Annotated in this window: 16 protein-coding genes; 7 read left to right on the plus strand and 9 right to left on the minus strand. The window is 59.8% G+C overall.

Features of this window, described 5'->3' with window-relative positions; genetic code table 11:
* Positions 1-351: 351 nt before the first annotated feature.
* The 4 genes from ACP15N_RS16935 to ACP15N_RS16950 form a co-directional block, all read right to left on the minus strand.
* Positions 352-2088: a SulP family inorganic anion transporter gene (locus ACP15N_RS16935; protein WP_425093523.1), complete on the minus strand. Its 1737-nt coding sequence runs from the start codon at positions 2086-2088 to the stop codon at positions 352-354.
* Between the two features lie 303 nt (positions 2089-2391).
* Positions 2392-2826 (minus strand): hypothetical protein, encoded by a 435-nt coding sequence (locus ACP15N_RS16940; RefSeq protein WP_425093524.1) that lies wholly within the window; start codon positions 2824-2826, stop codon positions 2392-2394.
* Between the two features lie 393 nt (positions 2827-3219).
* Complete coding sequence (locus ACP15N_RS16945) at positions 3220-3588, minus strand: DUF5368 domain-containing protein (RefSeq protein WP_425093525.1); 369 nt, start codon at positions 3586-3588, stop codon at positions 3220-3222.
* A gap of 11 nt (positions 3589-3599) precedes the next feature.
* Positions 3600-4901, minus strand: a complete 1302-nt coding sequence (locus ACP15N_RS16950; RefSeq protein ID WP_425093526.1) for an NAD(P)/FAD-dependent oxidoreductase — start codon at positions 4899-4901, stop codon at positions 3600-3602.
* A 433-nt stretch (positions 4902-5334) separates the two neighbouring features.
* Between ACP15N_RS16950 and ACP15N_RS16955 the strand changes: the two genes are divergently transcribed.
* The 3 genes from ACP15N_RS16955 (at position 5335) to ACP15N_RS16965 (ending at position 10977) form a co-directional block, all read left to right on the plus strand.
* Positions 5335-7059, plus strand: a complete 1725-nt coding sequence (locus tag ACP15N_RS16955; protein WP_425093527.1) for a cation:proton antiporter — start codon at positions 5335-5337, stop codon at positions 7057-7059.
* Positions 7056-8033, plus strand: coding sequence for a universal stress protein (locus ACP15N_RS16960; protein WP_425093528.1), 978 nt, complete (start codon positions 7056-7058; stop codon positions 8031-8033). The genes ACP15N_RS16955 and ACP15N_RS16960 overlap by 4 nt, the downstream gene beginning before the upstream one ends.
* A gap of 670 nt (positions 8034-8703) precedes the next feature.
* Positions 8704-10977, plus strand: coding sequence for a DUF3141 domain-containing protein (locus ACP15N_RS16965; protein ID WP_425093529.1), 2274 nt, complete (start codon positions 8704-8706; stop codon positions 10975-10977).
* A gap of 256 nt (positions 10978-11233) precedes the next feature.
* Here ACP15N_RS16965 and ACP15N_RS16970 read toward each other — a convergent pair whose 3' ends face one another.
* The gene (locus tag ACP15N_RS16970; protein WP_425093530.1) at positions 11234-12970 is read right to left on the minus strand and encodes a Na/Pi cotransporter family protein; all 1737 of its coding nucleotides are present in this window, start codon (positions 12968-12970) and stop codon (positions 11234-11236) included.
* A gap of 682 nt (positions 12971-13652) precedes the next feature.
* Between ACP15N_RS16970 and ACP15N_RS16975 the strand changes: the two genes are divergently transcribed.
* Positions 13653-14300, plus strand: a complete 648-nt coding sequence (locus tag ACP15N_RS16975; protein ID WP_425093531.1) for a hypothetical protein — start codon at positions 13653-13655, stop codon at positions 14298-14300.
* Between the two features lie 73 nt (positions 14301-14373).
* Here ACP15N_RS16975 and ACP15N_RS16980 read toward each other — a convergent pair whose 3' ends face one another.
* Entirely contained in the window at positions 14374-16566 is a 2193-nt protein-coding gene (locus ACP15N_RS16980) for a glycosyltransferase (RefSeq protein WP_425093532.1), read from the minus strand.
* A 59-nt stretch (positions 16567-16625) separates the two neighbouring features.
* Between ACP15N_RS16980 and ACP15N_RS16985 the strand changes: the two genes are divergently transcribed.
* A complete protein-coding gene (locus ACP15N_RS16985) occupies positions 16626-17966 on the plus strand; it encodes a glycosyltransferase family 25 protein (RefSeq protein ID WP_425093533.1) in 1341 nt (446 codons plus the stop codon).
* On the opposite strand, the gene ACP15N_RS16990 is transcribed toward ACP15N_RS16985, so the two are convergent.
* Both ACP15N_RS16990 and ACP15N_RS16995 read right to left on the minus strand, forming a co-directional pair.
* Positions 17945-19387 (minus strand): radical SAM protein, encoded by a 1443-nt coding sequence (locus tag ACP15N_RS16990; protein ID WP_425093534.1) that lies wholly within the window; start codon positions 19385-19387, stop codon positions 17945-17947. The two genes, ACP15N_RS16985 and ACP15N_RS16990, sit on opposite strands and share 22 nt — an antisense overlap.
* Positions 19384-19716, minus strand: coding sequence for a hypothetical protein (locus ACP15N_RS16995; protein WP_425093535.1), 333 nt, complete (start codon positions 19714-19716; stop codon positions 19384-19386). The genes ACP15N_RS16990 and ACP15N_RS16995 overlap by 4 nt, the downstream gene beginning before the upstream one ends.
* A 209-nt stretch (positions 19717-19925) precedes the next feature.
* Between ACP15N_RS16995 and ACP15N_RS17000 the strand changes: the two genes are divergently transcribed.
* A complete protein-coding gene (locus ACP15N_RS17000) occupies positions 19926-20255 on the plus strand; it encodes a hypothetical protein (RefSeq protein ID WP_425093536.1) in 330 nt (109 codons plus the stop codon).
* 13 nt (positions 20256-20268) lie between these two features.
* Positions 20269-22329: a caspase family protein gene (locus ACP15N_RS17005; protein ID WP_425093537.1), complete on the plus strand. Its 2061-nt coding sequence runs from the start codon at positions 20269-20271 to the stop codon at positions 22327-22329.
* Positions 22330-22355: 26 nt separating this feature from the next.
* Here the strand turns inward: ACP15N_RS17005 and ACP15N_RS17010 are convergent, their stop codons facing one another.
* Positions 22356-23378, minus strand: coding sequence for a hypothetical protein (locus ACP15N_RS17010; protein WP_425093538.1), 1023 nt, complete (start codon positions 23376-23378; stop codon positions 22356-22358).
* Positions 23379-23442: the final 64 nt, after the last annotated feature.

The following is a 23442-nucleotide window of genomic DNA, read 5'->3' on the forward strand; positions in this document are numbered from 1 at the left end:
CGCGCCGGGTTTTTCAGCTCAGACGGTCGCCAAGAACGTCAACTTTTTCAAACAGGTCTCGGTGCCAGTCATTTGTCACGACTGACCGCTCCGCATTTGACTTCGGCTCCGTCGCTACTTTTTGAGTGGCCGTAAGCCGACTAAGCTGACCCCAAGAGATATCGCCTCAACGGCGGCTCTGCGGACTTTACGGTCGTTGCATCGCGGCAGCCCGGTATCTACGTTAGCTCGACCTGCGCACTTTGAGAGCTGATGCACACGCAGCGCTCTGCCGGACGCCCAGCATGCTCAGGGCGCTGAAGCAGCCATCCTATCCTCCAGAAATACTGTGCGATGTAGGAACAGTTCTTTCTACTGTGCAGCCGTCGGAACGGGTGAGTTCGCCAGTTTCCTCCACGCGTCGAATTGAGACAGGAACACCTCGCCATTCAGGTCCTCGATGAAGTGCGACCGCTGCAACCGATCCATGACCGGGCCTTTTACTTCCGACAGGTGCAAACCCACGCCCATGTCCTTCAGGCGGACGTTGATCGTCTCCAAGCTTTCAAGAGCCGAGTAATCGACCTCGTTTACCGCGGAGAACATCAAGATTACGTGGTGGATTTCGCACCCGTTTGTGACGCGTTTCTGGACGAGATCTTCTAGAAACCGCGCGTTCACGAAGTAGAGGCTTTCGTCAACGCGAAGGGACACCACGGTCGGATCGGTTTCGACCTTGTGACGATAAATGTTGCGGAAGTGCTGCGTTCCGGGAACGAGGCCAACCTCAGCCACGTGCGGGCGCGAGGTCTTGAAGAGATGCAATAGCACCGAGATCGCGATCCCGGAGGCGACACCTATCTCTACACCAAGACCCAGGGTCAACAGCATTGTGGTGGCGACCGCCACGAAGTCGGCGCGGCTGTAGCCCCAGGTCTTTTTCAGGATCGACAGGTCAACGAGGCTCAGGACCGCCACGATGATCGTGGCAGCGAGCGTCGCCTTCGAAAGGAAATAGACCAGCGGTGTCAGTGCAACAGCCGCGAAGGCCAGCCCGAGCGCGGCAAAGGCTCCGGCCGCAGGTGTTTGTGCCCCCGCGTCGAAGTTCACGACCGAACGAGAGAATCCGCCCGTCACAGGGTAGCCACCTGTAAAGGCCGCCCCGAGATTGGCCGCGCCGAGACCGATCAATTCCTGGTCCGGGTCGATCCTCTGGCGCTTCTTGGCCGCAAGGGTCTGGGCGACGGAGACCGACTCCACGAAGCCGATAACCGAGATGAGGATGGCTGGCACAAGCAGGGCATTTAGAAGGTCAGGCGCGAAACCCGGCAACGTCAGGGGTGGCAGGCTTTGCGGCACCTCGCCGACGATTTTCACGCCGCGCGCTGCAAGGTCGAAGGCCCAGACCGCGACCGTGGTCGCGACGACAGCTGCGACCGGTCCGGCCTTGGTCAGCATGTCGGAAAACAGAGGAGGGACGCCCAGCTTGCGCAGCGTCGGGTTCAGGCTCTTGCGAACCCAGATGAGGAACCCGGTGGCAGAAGCCCCCAGTGCGACGGTGATCCAGTGGATGTCGCCCAGATGGGAGAAGATCGAGATGAGCAATTCGGGAAGCGTGTGCCCATGCGCGCTGACACCGAGAATATGCTTCAGCTGGCTGGCGGCGATCAGGAACCCGCTCGCAGTAATGAATCCAGCGATAACGGGATGGCTGAGGAAGTTGGCCAAGAAACCCAGCCTGAAGACACCCATGAGCAGCAGGAAGCCGCCGGAGAGAAAGGCGAGCGTCAGGGCCGCGACCGCGTATCCGGCTGTGCCCTGTTCAGCGACTTGGCCCAAGGCGGACGCCGTGAGCAGGGACACGACCGCAACCGGGCCGACGGCGAGCGCCCGGCTCGACCCGAAGATCGCATACAGGATTATCGGCGCGATCGAGGCATAGATCCCTGCCTCCGGCGGCAATCCGGCCAAGAGCGCATACGCAAGAGACTGCGGGATGAGCATAATGGTCACGATCATCGCCGCGATCATGTCGTTGGAGAACGCCCTGCGATCATAGCTGCGGCCCCAATCGAAGACGGGCATGAAACGTCGAAGGTGATGGATCATGAGTGTTGTCCAGAAAGGGGCGGACGAAGCGCGCACGCCGCGTCCGCCAGTCATCGCGCATGAAGGGAAGAAATGCGCGATCTCGTCATGTGGCTACTGGGCCGCAACGCCCGTTTTTTCTGTGTTTGCCATCCATTGCTTCCCTTTGAACATGCCCTTCCACTGGGCAGGCGCGTCTCGTTTAGGGACCACGCCGCTCCCGTAGGTGTTGTGCTGTCCAGAAGGCGCCGGGCGAAGGACGGTTCCAGCGCGTCGCCATCGTGTCCTATCTTGAGCTGCGGTCACTGGTGCGACTTGAACCCGTTAGAAACTCAGAACGCGTGCGTCGGATGCCATGAGTCTTGCGGCCATTTCGCCGGGGTTGGCGACGCCGATCCCCTCGAGCAGGACGGACGCATCCTCCCCCAGTCCCGGAAGGTAGATCGCACAGACCTCGACAGTGGCGCCGGTGTTTTCACGGATCATCTGCATCAGACCTTGCGGGCTCATGTCACGGGGCGGCTGACCAGCCGTAGCGCTTTCGGGGGCGTCACGAAGCGCCAGATCCCCGGCCGGGCCGCAGAGCAGGATGTGCGCCTCGGCGCCCTGCTGCGCCGCTTGCATGGTCAGGACCATCGACATCAGCTGCGTTTGTGGATCCGGCGATGTCACTACGGTGACAAGTTTGGTTGGCTCCTGTGCTTGCCCTGCGGTTGCAGCAGCCAAGGTGAGAATCGCGGAAAAAAGAAGGTTCTTCATAGGGTATCCTTTGGGTTTGGTTTCGGTTGGCAGATATTTCCGGCCCGCACCGCGCAAATCGTGCGGGCTCCGAGCGCGAGAAGGATGAGCGCGAGCAGTCCAAATCGTCCGAGGCATGCAACGCGATGAAGATCGGCCCCGGTCAGGGCACCGTGTTGAAAGACGGCGGAGGTTAGTGCAGCGCGGGGACACGAGGGGGGCCGAAGCACCTAGCGATTTGCAGCCACATAAAATCTGATACAGCCGCCTGTGGCGTTCGCCCGAACCCGAAGATACCCATCCTCTTGCCGACGAACGCAGTGGACTGTCGGCCGGTCGAGATACGGCTACAGGCGTTGTAGCGTCATAGATCGCGAATATCATCGTTTCTGCCCCACGTAGTTCGACGCCCCCTCAGAGGTCCTCTTGGCCCGTCGTCCGCTTCGTGCCGAGCAGCGCTTCGAGCGTGTAGACGAGGATCGCCATGCCAATGGCGCCCGCGGCAGCGATGCCGAGAAAGACGATGAGATCGACCGGGCCGCCGAGATCGGAAACGTGGGACTCGGTCGTTACCATCACGAACCAGACGGCGAGGACTGCGCCTACGGGCATGGAGAGCTGGGCAAAAAGGAACTTTCTCCAACTCACGGTGCGATCACGGACGAGGACGTAAAGATAGCCGGTCGTCACGATGGCTGCGACGCCGACCATGATCCAGAACAGACCGCGTCCGAAGATCTCCTTGAAAACGGCGATCAATGTTTCAAAGGTTAACTCTTCCATTGTCTTTCCCCTCAGGCGCGGCCGCGCAACATGGCGTTGTAGGTGGCCTTGAGCGCCACTTCCTTCATCAGCCAGCTGATCCAAAGTTCCTCCAGCGGTGCGATCATGCCCGGGAAGGACGGCACGAGGTTGTTGTGGTAGTCGAACTCCACCAACATGGCGCGGCCGATGCGTGTGATGAGCGGGCAGGACGTGTAGCCGTCGTAGGTTTCCGTTCCCTCCCGGCCCTCGAGCGCGGCTACCAGATGGTCCTCAACCACCGGGACCTGCCATTTGACGGAAGCCGCAGTCTTGCCCTTGGGCACACCGGCGACGTCGCCGAGTGCAAAGATGTCGGGATACCGCAGGTGCCGAAGAGTCTGCATGTCGCATTCCACCCAGCCCTGATCTCTCCAGCGGTCTGCCCAGGCCAAGCCCGACTGGACCACGAAGTTCGGAGCGCGCTGTGGCGGAACGATATGGATGTAGTCGTATTCGACCTGTTCCGTGCCGGTTTCGGTCTGAAAGGTCGCCCGCTTCGCGCCCGCGTCGATGGCGGTCAGCGTCCGGTTCATCATGGTGTCGATGCCTCGCTGCCCGAACAGCATCCTGACCTTTTCGGCCACGATGGGCACTCCGAAGAGCGAGCTTTGCGGTGCCGCATAGATCATGTTCATGGCGCCGGCCTTTCCGGCCCGGCGCGCGATGTCGTCGATCAGAAACGTGTGCTTAAGCGGCGCGCCGGCGCATTTCATCTCGGTCGTCGGCCGCGTGAACAGGCCCATGCCGCCCTCTTCGGTGAACCGGCTTGCGGCTGCCCACGTGCGGGCGGCGTAGTCCGGACCAGCATAGAGCGCGCCAATCCCGTTTTCGCCGACCATGTCGAGGTTGAACCCCTCAATCGCGTCGTGATCAAGCATCAGACCCGGTGCAACAACCAACCAGTCATAGCCAAGTGTCTCGCCGGTTTCGGTCGATACGGTCTTGGCCTCAGGGTCGACCGCGGCCACTCTGTCGGCCACAAAAGCCACGCCAGTGGGCAACCAGTCGGAGTTTTCGGACACGACGTAGTCAGCCGGTTTGAGCCCCGCTGCGACCAGCGTCAGTCCCGGCTGATAGAGGTGGTTGGGGCGCGGGTCGATCAAGGTGATCTGGGCACCATCGAGACGGCGCACCAGTCGGTTGGCCAAAGCCATCCCTGCAGCACCTGCGCCAACAATGATGATCCGCGCGTTTGTCCCGATGACTTGCGCCTGCGCCGAGCTCCCGGCAGCCAGCATCCTTGCCGCCGCACCACCGGCTATGGTCGTCGCAAGGAATTGTCTTCTGTCCATTGTATCCTCCTCATTCAGGCCGCCTTCCACCAGAGTACGGTCCCCGAGATGTCGTTCCCGAACGACGACCGGCGCATGTCTGTATCTCCGTCCGTGCGCCCGCGATCGCGTTCCAACTCGGGCCACGTGGAGGGCCTACCACTGGGCTCAACCACCCGACGGTGACTTGGTCACACGGCGGAGAAAAATCTGAAGTTTTGGTTCTGAACTGGACGGGAACGAGTGACATGCACGCGGAGGATGTAGCCATCAGAGCGGTGCGATCCTGCTAACAAATCAAGATTTGATTGCAATCCAGAGTAATTCAGTCAACTTATTGAGCGTGTCTGTTGGAGTGGTTCACTGCTTCCTCAAAACTTGGTGTCGTGCCGGTGCGCGCGAGCACTGAAGTTTGCTCTGCAGGATGGGTGAGCCTCAAGCTTGAGGGCCAGTTGTGACCGCAGCTATTGAAGGGTACATATTTTACGAAATCGCTGCGCTGCTTGTTCTCGCGGCCGGTGTTGGCTTTCTCGGCCTCATTCTACGTCAACCATTGATCGTCAGTTTCATCGCAGTCGGGATACTCGCGGGCCCGTCGTTGCTCGATGTCGCGCGGTCTGACGAAGAAATAGACCTGCTTGCCGAACTGGGCATCGCGGTTCTTCTTTTTCTCGTGGGTCTCAAGTTGGACTTCAACCTGGTCAGGACGCTGGGTCCGGTCGCACTTGTCACAGGGCTCGGTCAGGTAATCTTCACCACCGTATTCGGATTCATGATAGCGCTGGCCCTTGGCCTTGATGCCCTGACAGCGATCTACGTTGCGATTGCGCTGACCTTTTCCTCGACGATCATCATTGTGAAGCTTTTGTCGGACAAGCGTGAGATCGATGCGCTTCACGGACGGATCGCGCTTGGCTTTCTGATCGTGCAGGACGTCGTTGTCGTGGTCGCCATGATCGCATTGTCGGCGATAGGTGTGGGCGGCGCGGCTGGCGGGGATGGGGCGCTTGTGGATGTCTTGCGAGTGCTGGGCTACGGGCTCGCGATGCTGGCCTTCGTGGTGGTATTTATCCGGTATGTCGCCAACCCGCTCGTCGAACGGCTGTCGCGCGCGCCCGAGTTGTTGGTTTCCTTTGCCATCGGATGGGCCGCCCTTCTGGCTGCGGTGGGTCACTATCTCGGGTTTGGCAAGGAACTCGGCGGTCTTCTGGCCGGTGTCTCGCTTGCCTCGACCCCGTTTCGTGAGGCCATCGCCGCCCGGCTGTCGAGCCTTCGTGACTTCTTGCTGCTGTTTTTCTTCATTGCTTTGGGGGCCTCACTGGATCTGTCGGTGCTCGGCGCCAGTGTCGGACCAGCCCTTGTGCTCTCGCTTTTCGTGCTGGTCGGCAATCCGTTGATCGTCCTCGCGATCATGGGGGCCATGGGATACCGCAAGCGCACTGGCTTCCTTGCGGGGCTGACGGTTGCGCAAATCAGTGAATTTTCACTGATATTCATGGCAATGGGTGTCACCATCGGGCATGTCGCAGACGAGGCACTTGGCCTGGTTACGCTGGTCGGTCTCGTCACGATCGCGGCCTCGACTTACATGATCACGTACTCGCACCAGCTATACCGCGTATTTGAACCATTGCTTGGCGTCTTCGAACGTCGGCATCCGCACGCGGAAGATGAGGACGGATCAGATGCCGTGCGCCACCATGACGTGGTGCTTTTCGGACTTGGCCGATACGGGCTTGGTATTGCATCGGCGCTTCAGGACAGCGGTAAGCGCATCCTTGGCGTAGATTTCAGCCCGCAGGCGGTACGACATGCGCGCGCTCAAGGCTTCGACGTCGTCTTCGGAGATGCAACCGATCCCGAGTTCCTGGCTCACCTCCCGCTTCAGAAAGCCGAGTGGCTGGTCATGGCGGTACCGGAACACGACACCGGTCTGACCCATGACGACCCCCGCCATGCCTTGCTAAGGGCGGTACGTGACTCTGGTTTTGACGGAAAGATCGCTGTGGCGGCCCATCGTGATGCGACAGCCGAAGCGCTGCGGGCCGATCGCGCGGACCTGGTGCTAATGCCATATCGCGACGCGGCCTTTGCAGCGGCCCGGATGATTACGAGTGGCGTACGTGCCCCTGACAAGGCAGTCGAGGACCCAGAAGGTCAAAAGGAGCTTCCAGCATGAGTATAGGTCTCTTGAAGCCCGCAAGGATCCTCGCCGTCGCCGATCACAACGACGACCGGATTGCGCTCGAAAGTGCGATCACCCTTGCCAAGGCACATCGTGCGGCACTCGATGTAATTGCCTGTGTCGAGCCACCGCATGAATTGTCGATACTCTCGCGTCTAGCGGGTGCGCCGCCCGATCGGCTGATCGAAAATGCGGTGGAGCAGACCCGTGAAGCGCTTCGCGCCAGGTTGGATGAACTTGCAAGTGGTCAGGAAATCACGCTGCAAGTAACTGTCGGGAAAGGCTATCTGGAAGTCATCCGGCACGTGGCGCTCAAGGACTGCGATCTTGTGCTCAAGGCCGCTGAACCCTTGCAGGGGATAAACCGTTTTCTGTTTGCCAGTACCGATCAGCACCTACTGCGCAAGTGTCCCTGTCCCGTATGGTTGCAGAGAAAAGCTGCACCAAAGCATCCAAAACGTATTCTCGCTACCGTTGATCTCGACGTTCAGGACGCGCCCGAACCAGAGACGCTGACAGCCCTGAACCGGCGCGTGCTTGACGCAGCAGTGACAATTGCCGGTGAACATGATGCCGAGATCATCGTCCTTCACGCTTGGGACGCAATCGGGGAGGGAATGATCTGGGCTTTCTCGAACGACAAAGCGGCGCGTTTGCCAGCGGAGAACTACGTGAATGAAATCCTGTTTGCCAGAAAGAAGGCCATGAATGGGTTTCTCGCCGATGTTCGCAACGACATCGGTCCTGAACCCGCCTTGGTGCCGCTTCTGGTCCGCGGCACCCCGGAAGCGGTCATAAGCGAGAACGCCCGAAAGCTTGGCGTAGATACAATCGTCATGGGCACGGTCGCGCGGACCGGCCTCAGCGGTGTTTTCATCGGCAACACTGCTGAAAACATAATCAACAGCATCGAGTGTTCTGTTCTTGCCGTGAAGCCTGAAGGCTTCGTCAGCCCCATTCTGCGTTGAACGACAATGTGATTTCGGCACCGTGCCCGGTATCAACAACGAAGACCATGAGCACTTCGACGGCTTTCCGTTCTGAGCGATCATCTCACAGCAATGGTTATGACTTTGAGCCGCGAACGGAGTTTTCCGCAGATCAGGTTTGTGTGGCTTGTCTCCGATCATGAAGCCTCCGTACTCCGAAGCATGCCGGCGGCCTAGCCAAGCGGGAGGAGGATCAAGGCGTCACGCAGAAAGAGCGGACCGCCATGCTGCGTCGCAGTGGACGAAATGCTGCGAGTGCAATATAGTTGAGCGAAGCTTGTTTCATACGGTTTGCACCATGTTTGATATGGCAAGACAGCGCGCCCTTGTTGTTGGTGTTGAAAACGACCGGTTCGGCGCGTTGGGGGTGAAAAGGCCTTGCGCGCCATGATTTGTAGGCTTTCCGTTGCCTGTCCAGACGATGAGGCTGAGCCGGACATGAAGCCTCTGGCTGCACGTCTTTGTGCATCGAGCGTTGCCATGCTCGACTTTTTGCACCGAAGCCAAAGCGCCCACTCGCACGTCAGAGACAAATGAGGGTGCTGGCGCACGTGTCGCGTCTCTTGCGAACCGCGCTACAAAAAACGTTACTGTTGCCGTGCATGCTGATGGTGGCGGATATCAAACCATAGGCTAGGGATAGCAACTGATGCGTCGCACAGCAGACTACTCGCTCGAAGACCTGACACGAGACTTCGAATTGCAATCCGAGTTGATGACAAAATCAGCCCTGAAACGGGCCGAGGATGCCATGCATTCCGCGACAGACAGATGGGCCTCCATCGCCGACAAGACGGCAGCGATCGCGCGGGCGAACGAAACGCTCACCTCTCCCGTGGCACTGTTTGAGGCGTGGAACGCGTATCTGCGCGATGCAGCCGAACGGGCCGTGTTGACAACGGATACCCTGCGCCAGTGGAGCGATATGCAGATCGCGCATCAGGACGCAGGCGCGCCGCCGGTATTGATCTACGATTATGAGGTCGTGATGGAAGGCGCGGCTTTGCCGCGGCCCAGCAATTACATCTTGCTACGTATTCTGCCCCTTGAAGGTCAGAACATCATCGACACCAAACGTCCCTATGTCATCATCGACCCCAGAGCTGGACACGGCCCCGGCATCGGCGGGTTCAAAACCGAAAGTCAGGTCGGTATCGCACTCGAGGATGGTCACCCTGTTTACTTCGTTGCGTTTCTGCAAGAGCCGCAGCCCATGCAGACCATCGCGGACGTCATCCATTCTGAAGCGGCCTTCGTGCGAGAGGTCAAGCGGCGGCACCCTGCCTCCCCGCCGCCCGTCATTGTCGGTAATTGTCAGGGCGGATGGGCCACGGCAATCCTCGCGGCGACCCATCCCGAGCTTACCGGACCGATCATCCTGAACGGTGCGCCCATGTCGTACTGGGCTGGCAAGCTTGGGCAATACCCGATGCGCTATGCAGGTGGGCTGATGGGCGGGGTAACACCAGCCGTGCTCGCGTCCGATCTTGGCGGAGGTATCTTTGACGGTGCAAACCTCGTTGTGAACTTTGAGGCTCAGAACCTGGGGCGAACATGGTTCCGCAAGTACTATGATCTCTTCCGCGATGTAGACGCCGTGCCGGAGCGCTTCCTTGAGTTTGAGCGTTGGTGGACGTCGTTTTACCTGATGTCGGGTGAGGAGATCCGCTGGATTGTCGAGAATCTTTTCGTCGGCAACAGACTGGCCAAGAACGAAGCCCAGCTTGAGCCGGGCGTGCCGATTGACCTCAAGGCTATTCGAGCACCGATTATCTGTTTTGCCTCGCACGGCGACAACATCACGCCACCCGCGCAGGCACTTAATTGGATCCTCGACACCTATGCGAACCCCGAAGAGATCGAGATCTCGGGGCAGCGGATCATTTATACCGTGCATGAGAATATCGGTCATCTGGGGATTTTCGTCTCGTCCTCGGTCGCGAAACGGGAACATCACGAGTTCGTCTCGACGTTGAAGACCATCGAGGCCTTCCCGCCGGGCCTTTACGAAATGCTGATCGACGAGAGCGGCGACGGGATTGAGGTTAGTTTTGCCAAGCGCACTTTCGAGGATGTGATTGCCGTGACGGGCCTGCGTCGCGATGAGGCCGCCTTTGCCGGGGCCGCACGGGCGTCAGAAGCGATGGCGGAGGTCTATGATGCAACCGTCGCGCCCATGGTGTCTCGCATGATAACGCCCGAGCAAGCGCGCGTGATGCGCGATCTTCACCCGGCTCGGGTGGGGCGGCGGGCCTTTGCAAGCCGCACTCCGCTCATGCAAACGGTATCTGCTGCCGCTGCACATGTAACTGGGGACCTCCATGCCGCCGCGCTGGACAATCCCTTCCTGCTTGCAGAGCGGATGTGGGCCGATTTGGTCGAGACCGGCTTCAATGTGATGCGGGACTGGAAAGAGGCCGCCACCGAGTTGTCGTTCTTTTCGATCTGGGCCGCGCCCTGGGCGATTGCCTATGGCAAACCGCTCGATCACACGCGCCGCCCGACGCCGCAGCAGGAGCTTGCGCCGGTGATCGACGCGGCGCTCGCGCAGATGGAAGAGGGCGGGGCGGCGGCCGGGATCGTACGGCTGCTCATTCTGCTTGCCGGAACGCGAAAATCCGTCCGGCTCGACCGTCTCGCGCGGTCCTCCGCAGCGCTTTCTACGCGCGCGCCGTTCGATGCGATGCAGCCCATCGAGCGCGCTGAGCTCATCCACGAACAGCAGATGATCGTGCGTTTTGCCCGTGATGAGGCGCTGGAAAGCCTGCCCAAGCTGCTCAAGTCCAAAGCCGACAAGGACACGGCGCTCGACATTCTGACCTTCGTTCTGGGCGATACCGAGGAAATGGCCCCGGACACGCGCGAGGCGTGGGTCAAGATCACCGCATTCCTGAACGACATGCCACAAGCGGCAGCGGAGTAAGCTCGGAAAAGACCTTCGGGACAGTCTTGAGATTGGTATGAAAGCCGAGGTCATGCGCCCGTGCCGCGATGAGAGCCAGTTGGTCATTGTCCGTTGAACGGGCTAACTCGACACGGTGCATAAGGGACCGTGCGCGTCCAGATCATCGGCGGATTGGCGCTTGAGGTCTTCGAATTACACGCAGTTTGCAACATCAATCATGAACCTGCCGCAGCACTGGCCAAGGACCCAAGCGTGGATCCAAAACAGCGACGGATCATCTCGTTGATGAATCGACCCTTGCAGCCTGGGCGGCACGCCGCGCAGTCATGAAGAGCACGCGCAAGGTCTGGCCCAGGTTCAACTCGTGCCGCAGCCGTTCTTGGTCTTCTGGCGAGTTGCTGGTTGCATGGGCCTGCGCCATCTGAAAACTGACCCGTTCTGCCAGGGGTTTGGCACTGATCACCCGCGCCGCCGCCTCTGCATCTTTGTCGCGGATCGCCAGGATTGCGTCCTGCACTGACGCGCGCAGCAGATCGTAAATCTGGTGCAGCCCGTCGCTGTAGGTTTTCTGCGGTTTCGGCAGGGCATCGCCTTCAAGCTTGGACAACAACCTGTCTGACAGGATCTCGGACAGCATGTTGATTTCATTGGAAGCAAGGATGAGCGCCTGAAGCTCGCTGGCTTCGGATTCCGAGATCTCGGCTGTCGACAATCGACTGAGATAGTCCAGAACCTGCGGGTAAAGCGCGTGCGTGCGTTGATACAAACCTCGTGCAGCCCGGATTTTGACGGGATCAGACTGCATCACCCCGTCTTGCATGAGATCCAGAATCTCGAGCGCGTGTTCGCCCATTCGGGCGATTTCCTGACGCGCCGCGTTGAGAGCAAGAGCTGGTGTCGCGAAAAGTGCCTCGTCGATGAACTTTGGTGTAACCGGCGCTCGGGGGTCCGGCGCGCGTTCGGGAACCAGCCGAGTTGCCAGCCGGGCAATCAGGCCAGGGATAAACAGGAAAAGCGCCATGTTGATAAGGTTGAATGCGGTGTTGGCGTTCGCGATCTGCCGCGGCGCTTCGGCAGCCAGACGCGCGGTGCCGGTCAATTCGGGAAAACTGGGCGAGACCGCACGCGCGATGTCGGCCAGCTGGTCGATGATCGGCAGCCAGATCAGGGCGCCCGCAACGTTGAAGATGACATGTACGGCGGCCGCGCGCCGTGCCTCAACCGGTTTCCCCGCAGCTGCAAGAACCGCAGTCGCAAAGGTACCGATGTTGGCCCCAAGCGCCATGGCGATACCTGCTTCGAGCGAGACAAGGCCCTGGCTCGCCATCACCACGATGATCCCCGTGGTGGCTGACGATGACTGAACAAGTGCAGTGAATAGCGCCGATATCGCGATTGCCAGCAGCGTCTTGTCTGCCAGAAGCCGCATCAGATCGACAAAGGGTTGATAGCTCCGCAGAGGCGCCATCGCGTCGCTCATCACACCCATGCCCAGGAATACCAGCCCCAGTCCAAGCAGAGCGCTTCCGCCGTGCTTCACTCGTTCGACGCGCACGAGCGTTTTTGTGAAAAATCCCAGCGCAAGCATCACCGGCGCCCACGCCTGGACGTTGAAGGCGACGATCTGGGCAGTCATCGTCGTTCCCACATTGGCGCCCATAATTACGCCGACGGCTTGGCTCAGCGTCATAACGCCGGCCGCTCCAAACCCGACTGCGAGCACTGTCGTGACCGAAGAGGACTGTACCACGGCTGTCACTGCCGTGCCGGTCACCGCGGCCGTGAGCCGGTTGCTGGTAAAACGCTCCAAAACCTGCCGCATCTGATCGCCAGCGATCTTCTTCAGACTATCGGCAAGCAAGTCCATACCCATCAGGAAGAAAGCCAGTCCGGCGAAAAGGCCAACTGCCATCTCCCAGCCGTTGAGCGAAATACCGGTTGCCGCGGAAGCTGCTGTGACGAAGGCGACCGAGGACGTCGTCGCAAATGCAGTCAAAGTTATTGTAGCCATGCAGTCGTCTTAATGGCCAAAGCAATGAAGTAAAGCCTGGCACCACCTGTCGACTCCCGTCAGGTGAGGACTCTCCAAGCAGGGACTGTTTCGATCGGGTTGTGTCGAGTGAAGACCCATCGACCGCAAAGATCCTTTCAGTAACCTTCAAGCCCGGCGCGCGGACCGCATGGCATGCGCACTCGGTCGGCCAGACGCTGCATGGTGTGTCTGGGTACGGCTTGGTTGCTTCCGAGGGGCAGCCGGTACAGGACAGTTCATTGATCCCACAAGGTTTCGACACGGCGTTTGAGGTCAATCAGAACTCGTGCCTTGCCACGGCGCGCAGTGCACCGAATTGCCGTGGCATGCGCGAAACCCGGCTCGCGGAAACAATAGGATTACGCGAAGATTTTTCTTCAAGCCGAGACTGCCAACCCTGAAAGGGCAGAAAGACCGGGCCCCTATCAATTGGTCGTACGAATTTCGTCTTTTGCGGTAATTCTCAAATACTTAACGCGTTCAGGTTGTAGTTTCTAGTGCAAGCACGGCAGTTTTTCTTCTAATGCGATATCTTGAATTGCAAAATACTCGTTTAACGAGAAATCAGCACAGGTCGCCTTTTTGGCCTTTTCCAATCAAAATTGACGCTTTCAGCCGTGCTTATTAACTTCCGTTAACAGTGAGGGTAAAAGGTTTTGGCATGCAATTTTTCTGGATTATTGGGCTATTGGCCCTTGGCGCAATGGCTGCGCCCAAAGCGACCCATGCGTCGCATGTCACGTGGACGTTCACGTCGACGGTCAATCAGGCGACGTGGGATTTTCACTCCGCGTGGAGTTGCGACCCCGCTGATTACGCGTTTGGAGGTTCGGTACCTCACTGGTGCGGACAGGACCCGACAATCCTTGCCGCAGGGACGACAGGGTCGGGCTTTCTCACATATGACACGTTGAACCAGAGCATTTTCGCCTGCGACCTGGGTCTCGATCCGAGCGGCTCTGCGCTTGGGGATGGCGGGTCGCTGGACTGCGAAGGTATCGCATCCGGGTTTCCGTCCTGGGCGAAAAAGAGCATTGCGTACGACTCGCTTGCGCCTTCCCTTGAGGCCAAAAGCCAGATCGCGGATGGCTCGATCCTGGGACATGAAATCAAGATTGGACCCGATGGGGGGCAGTACTCCTGGGTGTCGGATTTCAGTCCTGAGTACATCTACGTCGATGTCGTGCTCTCCAATGTGAGTGTGTCGCTGGTGCCAATTGGTCCGTCGGGCTTGCTTTCTGTAAGCGGCTTGCTGGCTCTAGTCGCAGTTGGCCGCAGAACTGCACGGTCCCGCAGAGCTCGGGCGTGAGACCATCATACGGTAGAGCGCGGGTTTTCCGGCGGGCAGGGGCGTTCGATTGGCGCGCTGGACACACCGCCGGCTAGGCCGCAGGGTCGGAGCGGTCCCCGCGACGTGTCATGCCAAGTTGCGACACGATCCTTGCTGCTTCCAGCGCACCATTCAGGTGTTCGAAACGGCAAGCTGCTTCTGACATGGCTTGCCTTCGATCAGGATCCAAGATGTTTTCGATCGCTGCGATCAGCTTTTCGGGCTGGTCTCTGCGGGCGACCAGCGCAGCCCCGTTCCGGGCTGCGAAACTTGCGCGGGCGAGTTGGTCGTCCTGTGCAGGGTTCTCGTTTGGGACATAGATGGCAGGCAGGGCTGCCGCGAAGTTTTCGTGAAAACTATTGTAGCCCACCGCGGAAATGGTGGCGTCGAAGGCCTTGAGGTATCGCGCAACCGGATAGGTGGAAAGTCGGTGAAAGTGCGCGGGCATCTGCGATTGAGGCGCCCCGGACGAGATCATCCATTCGACATGCGCAACTTGAATGTCATCGCGCCGCGCCAGATGCCGGACCGTGAGTTCACGCACGACGGTCATGTCATAGTTGTTGCCGCCCCCCAGTTGTATCAGAAAAGCGGGTCGGTCCGGATCCAGTCCCAGTTCGGTTCGCGCCAGGTCCCTCGGCAACTGTTCTGAAGCGTCCAAAAGCCTGATCGGATCCACTTCGCGCATGATGTTTCGGCTCTTGGTGGTTGGGCCGCGGTCGAAAGCGTCCGCCAGATCGCGGGGCGCGATCACGGCGTCGAAATGGCTTTCGCGCGCCATGAACTGGGCTCCAGCGTTGCGCTGCCACATGCCGCGACGACACCAGATCGACCAGACCGAAGGCCGCATCGCACAGGCATCGATCAGCCCCTGAAATGGGCTGTTGCCATCAAACAGAAGGACACGCGCGTCGAAGGCGTCGATCAATGCGGCAAGTTCCTCACGCAGATAGGCGTTCCAGTCGCGCTGCTCGACGCCGAGATAGTTGTGGAACGGGATGAATTCGACGTGAAAACCAAAATCCTGGGCAACGGAGGCGGCATGCGACATTGTCACGATCACGGGTTTCAGCGGTTCCTGGATACGTCGTGCGATTGCGAGCGTCCGCGTCAGATGTCCCATCCCCACCCCGTTGGTTGACAGGAGCAGGACTGCGGGCTCGCTCTTTCGCACGATCGCACCGGCGTACTGCGTCTTTGCCGGAGGGCCGATCAGTTTGGAAAGTCGTCGCGTTGCCGCATCGAAACTGTGGTGCGACCTGACCAGATCGTAGCCGGCTTGTCGGGCCTGCTCCGGCGCTTCGGCCAAAGTGCGGGCCGCGGCCAAGGCGTCTGTCGGCGCCGTGATGCGGGCTGCCGAGGAAAAGCTCGGGCCAAGCGTTTCTGGCAGGACACAAGGTACGCCGCGGGCCATCGCCTCGATCACCGTATATCCGAATGCTTCGACCCAGTCGCTGCGGTGGTAGTAGACGAAGACATCCAGAGCGTCCAAATAATCCCTGACGTTCATCGACCCGAATGGCCGCAACTGCCAGGAGGAGGGAACGGGACTGAGCATGTTGGTCAGCTGCGCCGGACATCCGAGCAAGTCGACGAGAACGTCCGGGTCATCACCATAGATCTCAAGAAAGGCCGCACGGTCGGCAGGGAACTTGCGCAGGTCCGCGCGAGAATGGCGGCCCAGTCTGAGCGGTCCGGACGCGCGCTGTTCGGGTTTGTTGTACCAGGCGTCGAAGTCGATCGTGTTGTGCCAGTCTTCCGGCATCAGGTCAGGCGCGCCGCTCAGCCCCCGAAAGGCCGCACGCGCATTCGGCCCGACCGGCACCCAATCCGCTGGCCCGGACAAGATCTCTTCCGCGTTGCGGCGGGTCGCGGACAAATCGAACGCGGGCACCCCATCGGCGTCAACGGGTGGATGATGAGCGACGACCAGCCGACGTTCTGCCGTGATACCGACAGGGTCCAGTGGGACAAGTCCCGCCGTATACGGGTTGTGCAGGATGGCGAGACGACACGTGGCGCGATCGCCGGGTGACAGGATTGTAACCTCGTTGCGGTTGACCAGTTTCTCAAGCCTTGGGTTGAAAGGCATCGGTTGGCGCAGGTTGACCGCCTCGTAGCAGACCAGTGCCACGGAGTACCCTTCGCGCACAGCGGCAGTGATTTCGGCAGAAACTGCGGAACTCGTTCCGCCCTGGAACCGCGGGTCCACAACCGTGACGATATCGAAAGAACATTCTGCCATGGACCCAAACCTTTTTTCCTGCGAGCCTTCGGGTCGAAAACTCTGTAACGGACGCCCGAATGCCCTCTTCTGTCTTTGGCGATATGTTCGATCATGTCGTCGTCATTAACCTCGACCGAAGAACAGATCGGATGTCAACCGTGCGGAGCCAGCTTGCAAAGCTCGGAATTCGCTACGAAAGACATCCCGCATCGGATGGTCAGTCCGCCGAGGTTGCTGCGCAATGGCGCGCTTATGCACGGCAGAAGCGCCCGGTTTCAGCCGACCCCAGACAGGTCGAAGACTGGCGCGATTTCTATCTGGGCGACAAACCACATGATGCGCGTGTGGCATTCTTCGAACGGGAACGCGGTCAACCGGCGCTGGCAACCAGTGGCGCCTGGGGGCTTTTTCAATCCATGCGTCGGGTCATCGAGCGTGCGGTCGCCGAGAAAGCACAAAGCCTCCTTATTCTCGAAGATGACATCCTTTTTCACCGGGACACCATTGATCTCTGGCCCCGCGTGAAGGCCGAGTTGCCTGCTGATTGGCAAGTCCTGCAGCTTGGGGCGATGCAGCTGCATTGGGAAGACAGCTGGATCAAGTGGCATTCGCAACACCTGTACAAATGCCAGGGGACATCACTGGCCGCCCATGCCGTCGCTTTGCGCCTCGACGCCATGCGCGCAATTCTCGCGCGCTCCAAACAGCCGGATTTGCCCTTCGATATCGGGCCGCTGACCGAGGTCAAACGCATCTACAAGGAGCGGTGTTTCACCATCTATCCCAACCTTGTCATTCAGGATGCGCGCGACTCAGAGATCGGGATGTCGAAGATCTTTGCCCGGGAGGCCAAGAAAGAGGTAAATGTCTATCGCTGGGACTGGAGCCTGTACGGGCCAGCCGTGCTGCGACCCGTGGATCAGCGCAAAAGCGAACCTCAGACCAAACCGATGCCCAACAAGAGGGCGACAAGGGATGAGGTTTGGGGGCTACAGCCATATTCCAAGCCGCGCGGGGCCGCTGAGCGCCTGCTTTTTCTTTTTTGCCCCGAGACCGAGCAGCGCGCGGAGGATTTCGCGGCCTTGCTCGCGACGCAGAAAGCCAAGGGTGATATCGCGCCTGTCGCGGTGATCGACGACCTCGTCCACGTCCCTTTGCTGCGCCATCACGGGATTGCCTTTGAGTATGTTCCAACCGAACAGACCTATTGCGCGCATCTGCCTTCTGACAGAAACGCGGAGTTTGTGATTGCCAGGCGGCTGCATTTGTTGCGGCTCAAGTGGAAGCCCCGGCGTATCGTGCCCCTGGGCGCTGCTGCGAAATCCCGGCTTGCCGCGTGGCGGGCCTCCCCGTTCGAGCAAGCCGCGCTGGGGCCAGACCTTGTGGCTGAACCGGATCAGCCCGAGGTCAGCGAATAGAACCCTGAATACTGGACATCGGCGCCCCACAGGCGCGGATCCTTCATGATCCGGCGAAACTCGGCATGCTCGGGGTGATCGGGGTGGCCGACATGCTGGCGGCGAAACTCTGCGCTGCTCCAGGTGTTCCATGACCGCAGCATCTGAAACTTGATCCCGTCAAACCCGTACTGCCGCATCAAGTCGGCGGCCTCGGGCATTTCGCGGAAGTTCAACGCTTGCGTGACGAAATCGATGCGAACGTCCTCGACTGCGCCGCGCTTGCGCAGCTTGCTGAGGTATTCGAGGTTTTCCAAGAGATCCTCGAAGATCCCGCCTCGCCGGACGACCTCATAGGTTTCCTTGCGGGACGCGTCTATCGACAGCAAGACCTTTCCGACGTGACCCTCGAGGCCCAATGGCTCCCAGGAACGCGCAAGCAACAGCCCGTTGGTTTGCAAATCGATAATCGGCGCATCTTCATGCCGTGTGAGTTCTCGGATGACGCTGCGGTAATGTTTGCTTGAGAACGGGTCGCCGGACCCGGTGATCGTCACCCGGCGCGAGGACAGAAGCAGCGGCAGGAGCGCTTTTTTCGTCAGCGCATCGAGGCGCGCGGTCTCTTCCCGGTCTGCGATGATAAGCTTGGTGCGGCAGGACGGGCAGGACAGGTTGCACGACCTGTCATGCGCCAGCCCGACGCGTTTGATCTTGCGCGGGATCACCGTGGACTTTTCAAGCATGGCGGTGCGCGTCTGTGGATTGCGTATCTCCGACACTTTCGGCAGTTTTTTCTCGCTCAGCCACGGGCAGTGCATACGTGAGCAGTATCTGTAGCTGCCATCATGGATTGATGCGCGGATGTCCTGCGCCGCTTGAGAGTTCCACACCTCCTCGGCCGTATCGTCGCCAAGCGATCCGACCGGAACGGGTAACCACGCAGGGCAACAGAACATCACCCGGTTGCGGGAGGCGCTTTCGATACGTTCGAACGGGTTGGTGCAGAAGTGTTTGGTCGCGTCAATGGGCTTGATCGGCTCCCCGCGTGCTTCAAACCATAACTCCTGCGCATACAGATCGTCCTGATCGAGTGCCATCGCGGTGCTCAGGTGGTCAAGCGCCCGCGCCCTGTCACCGCGGCTGAGCAGATCATGCCCGGCAACAAGAGGCATCAGCGCTACGCGTGTGCCATGGGTCGCGGCCCAGTCGAAGAACTCCGCACGATGCGCCGCGTTCAGGAACCGGCGATCTGCCAGTGCCCGTGCCAGCAAGTCGTCGCAAAACGGGCGGGGGTCGATGTAGTCCGGCGATGAAACAGTGACCCTTCGACCTGACTTCCACCTGCCGGAGGCAGTTTTGATGGTCTTCCATGCGGCCACCCAATGCGACGGGGCGGCGTCCACCTCAGTTGCATCGTGCGGTGGCTGGCCTTCGAGGCTCATTGCTGCCCGGTGATCGTCTCTTCGAACGCTCCCGTGGAGCTACAGCGCACGCCGTCATCAAATGTCCCGGCGGAGCCTTCCCGGAACGCGATGGACCGGGTCTCGCCATCGCTGCTTGTCGCCGTGACGACGTATTGCGTGTTCAACCGGACTGCGTCTTCCACGCCCGCGACTGTCGTTCGAATGTCCAGAACGGCCGATCGATCGGCGATGTTGACGGGATCGCCGCGCAACGCACACGAGATGTAGTCGCGTGGTGCGCCGCTGTATAGAACGGTTCCGACCGAGGAATTGATCCGCGTCGCAGTCGCGCCAGCGCTGCGCGACAAGCTTGCAATTGCATCCCAATTGGAGCTCGAAATGTCATCCGGCCCTGCCGTTTGATCCGCGCAACCGGCCAACAGGATCGCCGTTGATGCGACCGCGAGGCCAAAAAATCTAATCCGCTCAGCCACTCCGCCCCCCAAACTGATTTCTCTTTGAAAAAATGTAACGTTTCGCTTACCATACAAATTGTTTCGTTAATTTGAAAGATATTATGCCCCAAGTCAGCCGCTTCCTAAGCTTGATCAGCGCGACGCTGGCGTCGGCCCTTGCCATAACGGCTGCAACTGGAAATCGCTCCGAAGCGCAGGCGAGTGCCGCAGAAGCCTATCGCGCCGCACAGGAGGCCGGTACTATCGAGGCCCTTGAAGAGTTCATCGAAAGCTACCCGCTGTCAGATGAGGCCAGCGATGCCTTTTCCCAGATCGTTGTCCAGTCACGTGGGTCCGAACTTGATGATGGCCAGAGCCTTGGTCGCGGCATCCCGGCGGCAGGCGTTGCGCTGGGGAGCGATGGTGGCTCGGACGAATCCGACCCCTATTGAGGAGCATTCGCGCATGCCGATTTTGCGGATGTTGCTGTTGTACTCCATTCTGGTTCTTGTTTCCGCGATAACGCCGCATTCCGCGTCGGCCTCGGGGGATGAAGCGCCAAGATATGCTATTCTGATCGGGAATGGCGATTACCCTGAACCTCTGGATTTGCCCAATCCCATCAATGACGTGCGCGCTATGGCGGATGTGTTGCTTGAGCTTGGGTTTCAGGTCAACGCCATGGAGAATGGCACCCTGAGCGAGATCCGACAGCACGTCGATCGGTCGCTGCAGGACATACCCGACGGGGCGTTGGTCGTATTTTTCTACGCCGGGCACGCGGTGCAGAAAAACGGCGTGAACTGGCTTCTTCCGACAGACTTCAGCATCCCGACGGATGGTCAGATTGACTCCGTTGCCGTCGGCATCGATGAAATCATCGGAGCGCTCGATGAAAAGAAGGACATCAAGAAGGTCATCATCCTCGACGCATGCCGCAATTACCCATTGGGCGAAGCGGATGAGGCCCTTGGGAATGGATTGTCAGGCATCTTCAGTAGCGGCGAAACACTGATCGCCTACGCGACCTTGGCAGGCGAGCTTGCCAGTGATGGGAATGGACCAAACAGCCCTTACACGGGCGCGCTCGTTTCCGCACTCGATATCAAGGGATTGGCGCTTTACGATGTGTTCCGAACCGTGCGCTACAAGGTCCGATCGGCCACCAATGGTCTGCAATTGCCATGGGTATCCGGGGCATTGGAATCCAACATCGTACTCAATGCCGATGTTGCCCTCGAAGAAACGCCAGAGGTCACCATACTGGCGAGCCTTGCGCCGATTGAAGCCGTGCATTGGCGGTCTATTTATCGAAGCCGCAACCCACTCGACTTCCGCGAATTCGTCGTCACGCACGAAAATTCGCCGGCCCGGTCATTGGCCCAGGAGCGAGAGGAAGCGCTGCGGCGACTTCAGACCACGCAGGCTGAGCCGATCTTCCTGCCCGAAGAGACGCCGCCCGGGGCGCCGTTCGTTGTTACCGCCTGCGATAAATGGGTGTCCGACCCGCTTGACCCCAAGCGTATCGCGCCGGGCGTTCCGTGGGGGCTGGTCAACACTCGCAATGCAATTCGCGACTGCTCCATCGCGCTGGCCCGCGATCCGGAAAACCCCCGGCTGATGTTCCTGCTGGCGCGCGCGCTTGATATCGCCGAACAGTTCGATGATGCGCGCCTGTTCTACACACAGGCAGCCGAGTTGGGGTATGGTCCCGCCAGCCGGAACCTCGGGTTTACCTACCGGAACGCGCGCGGCGTGGCGCCCAATGACGCTCTGGCGGCCCAGTACTATTTTGCGGCAAGTGTTGACGGTGTCGTGGATGCGCGCAAGGCGCTGGCGAAGCTCTACGAACAGGGGTGGGGGGTCGAGCAATCCTATCCGGAGATGATGCGCTGGCTGGAATTGTCGGCTGAAGAGAACTACCCGAATTCGCTTGATCATCTGGGCAACCTGTACCGCACCGGGCTTCATGTCGAACAGGATTATTCCGTCGCGCTGGACTACTACGAACGTGCTGCGGCCGTCGATTACGGCAATGGTCTGGCCAACGTGGCGCGAATGTATCGCGATGGGCTGGGCGTTGCGAAGGATCGCGAACGCGCGGCGGGCCTTTACCAACGGGCGATAGATGTCGGAAACGCGTTTGCACCATACCACCTCGCACGGATGCTCCTGCGCCCGGAAGGCAACGAGGTTGCGGACCCGGAGCGGGCGCGTGCGTTGCTGGAACTGGCGGCCGAACGCGGGCACGGCTGGTCGCTATGGCAACTGGCGCGCAGTTATCTCAGCAACGATTTTGGCGAACCTGACATCGAGAACGGCGTGTTCTACCTCTGGGTTGCTGCAGAGGCGGGCCGCGCCATGCGCCGCCCCGGAGGCGTGAAGCTGATGGAGGAGGCAACCGAACTTCTCAAGACGATGGAGCCGAGACTATCTCAGGACGTGCGTGACAGCGTCGAGCTGCGCGCACAGCAATGGCTCAAGCAGAACAGCCTTCTGGATTTCAGCCTGATCGCGCCGTATTGATCCGGGCCGGCCCGCGCTCGCTTTCGTCATCTGCGGCCCGGGAACCTGTCGCGCAACGTCTGGATCCATTGCGAGGCAGTGCGGTGTTGCAGCCGATCCAGAGTTTCGAGGGCTTCGTTGCGTTGTCGGGTTATATCCTGGCGGGTTCTGAATTCCTTGTTCAGTCGATCCGAAAGCGCATCAATCCTGTCGTTGAGGTCGTCAATCCGCGCCTGATACTCCGACTGCGGGCGACGACCGGGCCAGAACCTGCCCTTGGCATCGGTTCGACCGGTCAGCTGGGATGAGACGCGGGGGGACAGGCCATCCTCCGGGTATCCGAGCACCGCGAGACTGTCGGGGAAAAGGTCTTCGAACCGGCGCGTGGTCGAATAGTCAAAAACCCCAGTGAACTCGGCCACTGCCCCGGCACGTGCGTGCTTGCTACGGGTCAGGGCGCTGGGGTCGGCAAAGAAGGAGCATTCGACCGCGATCGCAAGCAGATCCACGATCCGTCCGGGGTCGAACCCGAGAAAGGCGAACGCATCTCCGAATGCGCGCAGACCGGTGTCTTCGAGCAGGTGCTCCAGCTTGACGAAATGCGCGATGTCATCCGGCAGCTCCTTGCGCATACGGGTCATGTTCCGAATGGCGCGCCCTGCCGAATTGTCCATTTCAAACAGTAGTTTGTCGGATAATGTGCCGAACGAGTTGAGCTTCTCCTGGTAGGTCAGCCCTGCAAATTCCTTGTGGGGGACATGACACCAACGCTCTTTCGTAACAGCGTGATAATGCGCGGCACTGATCACAAGATCCCGCGGGTCACGGATGCACACCACCCAACGGTCCTGCGGGGACAATGGGCTTGCATGTTCGGCAAGTAACGAGGTTGTGGTATGTGCGTGCAACGACAGAATAACTTCTGCGGTTGGAGCCTCCGGCCCCTTGGTCAGGTTCCAGCAGTCGAAGACACCCTCTGCCACCGCCTTCTCGCAGATCAATTGCCACAGTACGCTGCCTGTTTTGTGAAAGGTCCCGATGACTTTTCGTGGCTCGGGTGGCTCGGCCATGAAATTGATGTTTCCTTGCGAGATGCGTCAGCGCGGGTCGGGGGCGACCGCCGCCCAAGGGCAC

It is taken from the genome of Tropicimonas sp. S265A, assembly GCF_049800835.1.
In the GTDB taxonomy this organism is placed as follows: domain Bacteria; phylum Pseudomonadota; class Alphaproteobacteria; order Rhodobacterales; family Rhodobacteraceae; genus Dinoroseobacter.

What these genes read in the sequence shown, in the direction of transcription:
- ACP15N_RS16990 (WP_425093534.1), bottom strand. Translation starts at nt 19,387, where the DNA reads ATGAGCCTCGAAGGCCAGCCACCGCACGATGCAACTGAGGTGGACGCC.
- ACP15N_RS16945 (WP_425093525.1), bottom strand. Translation starts at nt 3,588, where the DNA reads ATGGAAGAGTTAACCTTTGAAACATTGATCGCCGTTTTCAAGGAGATC.
- ACP15N_RS17010 (WP_425093538.1), bottom strand. Translation starts at nt 23,378, where the DNA reads ATGGCCGAGCCACCCGAGCCACGAAAAGTCATCGGGACCTTTCACAAA.
- ACP15N_RS16985 (WP_425093533.1), top strand. Translation starts at nt 16,626, where the DNA reads ATGCCCTCTTCTGTCTTTGGCGATATGTTCGATCATGTCGTCGTCATT.
- ACP15N_RS16970 (WP_425093530.1), bottom strand. Translation starts at nt 12,970, where the DNA reads ATGGCTACAATAACTTTGACTGCATTTGCGACGACGTCCTCGGTCGCC.
- ACP15N_RS16980 (WP_425093532.1), bottom strand. Translation starts at nt 16,566, where the DNA reads ATGGCAGAATGTTCTTTCGATATCGTCACGGTTGTGGACCCGCGGTTC.
- ACP15N_RS16950 (WP_425093526.1), bottom strand. Translation starts at nt 4,901, where the DNA reads ATGGACAGAAGACAATTCCTTGCGACGACCATAGCCGGTGGTGCGGCG.
- ACP15N_RS16940 (WP_425093524.1), bottom strand. Translation starts at nt 2,826, where the DNA reads ATGAAGAACCTTCTTTTTTCCGCGATTCTCACCTTGGCTGCTGCAACC.
- ACP15N_RS16965 (WP_425093529.1), top strand. Translation starts at nt 8,704, where the DNA reads ATGCGTCGCACAGCAGACTACTCGCTCGAAGACCTGACACGAGACTTC.
- ACP15N_RS16975 (WP_425093531.1), top strand. Translation starts at nt 13,653, where the DNA reads ATGCAATTTTTCTGGATTATTGGGCTATTGGCCCTTGGCGCAATGGCT.
- ACP15N_RS17005 (WP_425093537.1), top strand. Translation starts at nt 20,269, where the DNA reads ATGCCGATTTTGCGGATGTTGCTGTTGTACTCCATTCTGGTTCTTGTT.
- ACP15N_RS16960 (WP_425093528.1), top strand. Translation starts at nt 7,056, where the DNA reads ATGAGTATAGGTCTCTTGAAGCCCGCAAGGATCCTCGCCGTCGCCGAT.
- ACP15N_RS16935 (WP_425093523.1), bottom strand. Translation starts at nt 2,088, where the DNA reads ATGATCCATCACCTTCGACGTTTCATGCCCGTCTTCGATTGGGGCCGC.
- ACP15N_RS17000 (WP_425093536.1), top strand. Translation starts at nt 19,926, where the DNA reads ATGCCCCAAGTCAGCCGCTTCCTAAGCTTGATCAGCGCGACGCTGGCG.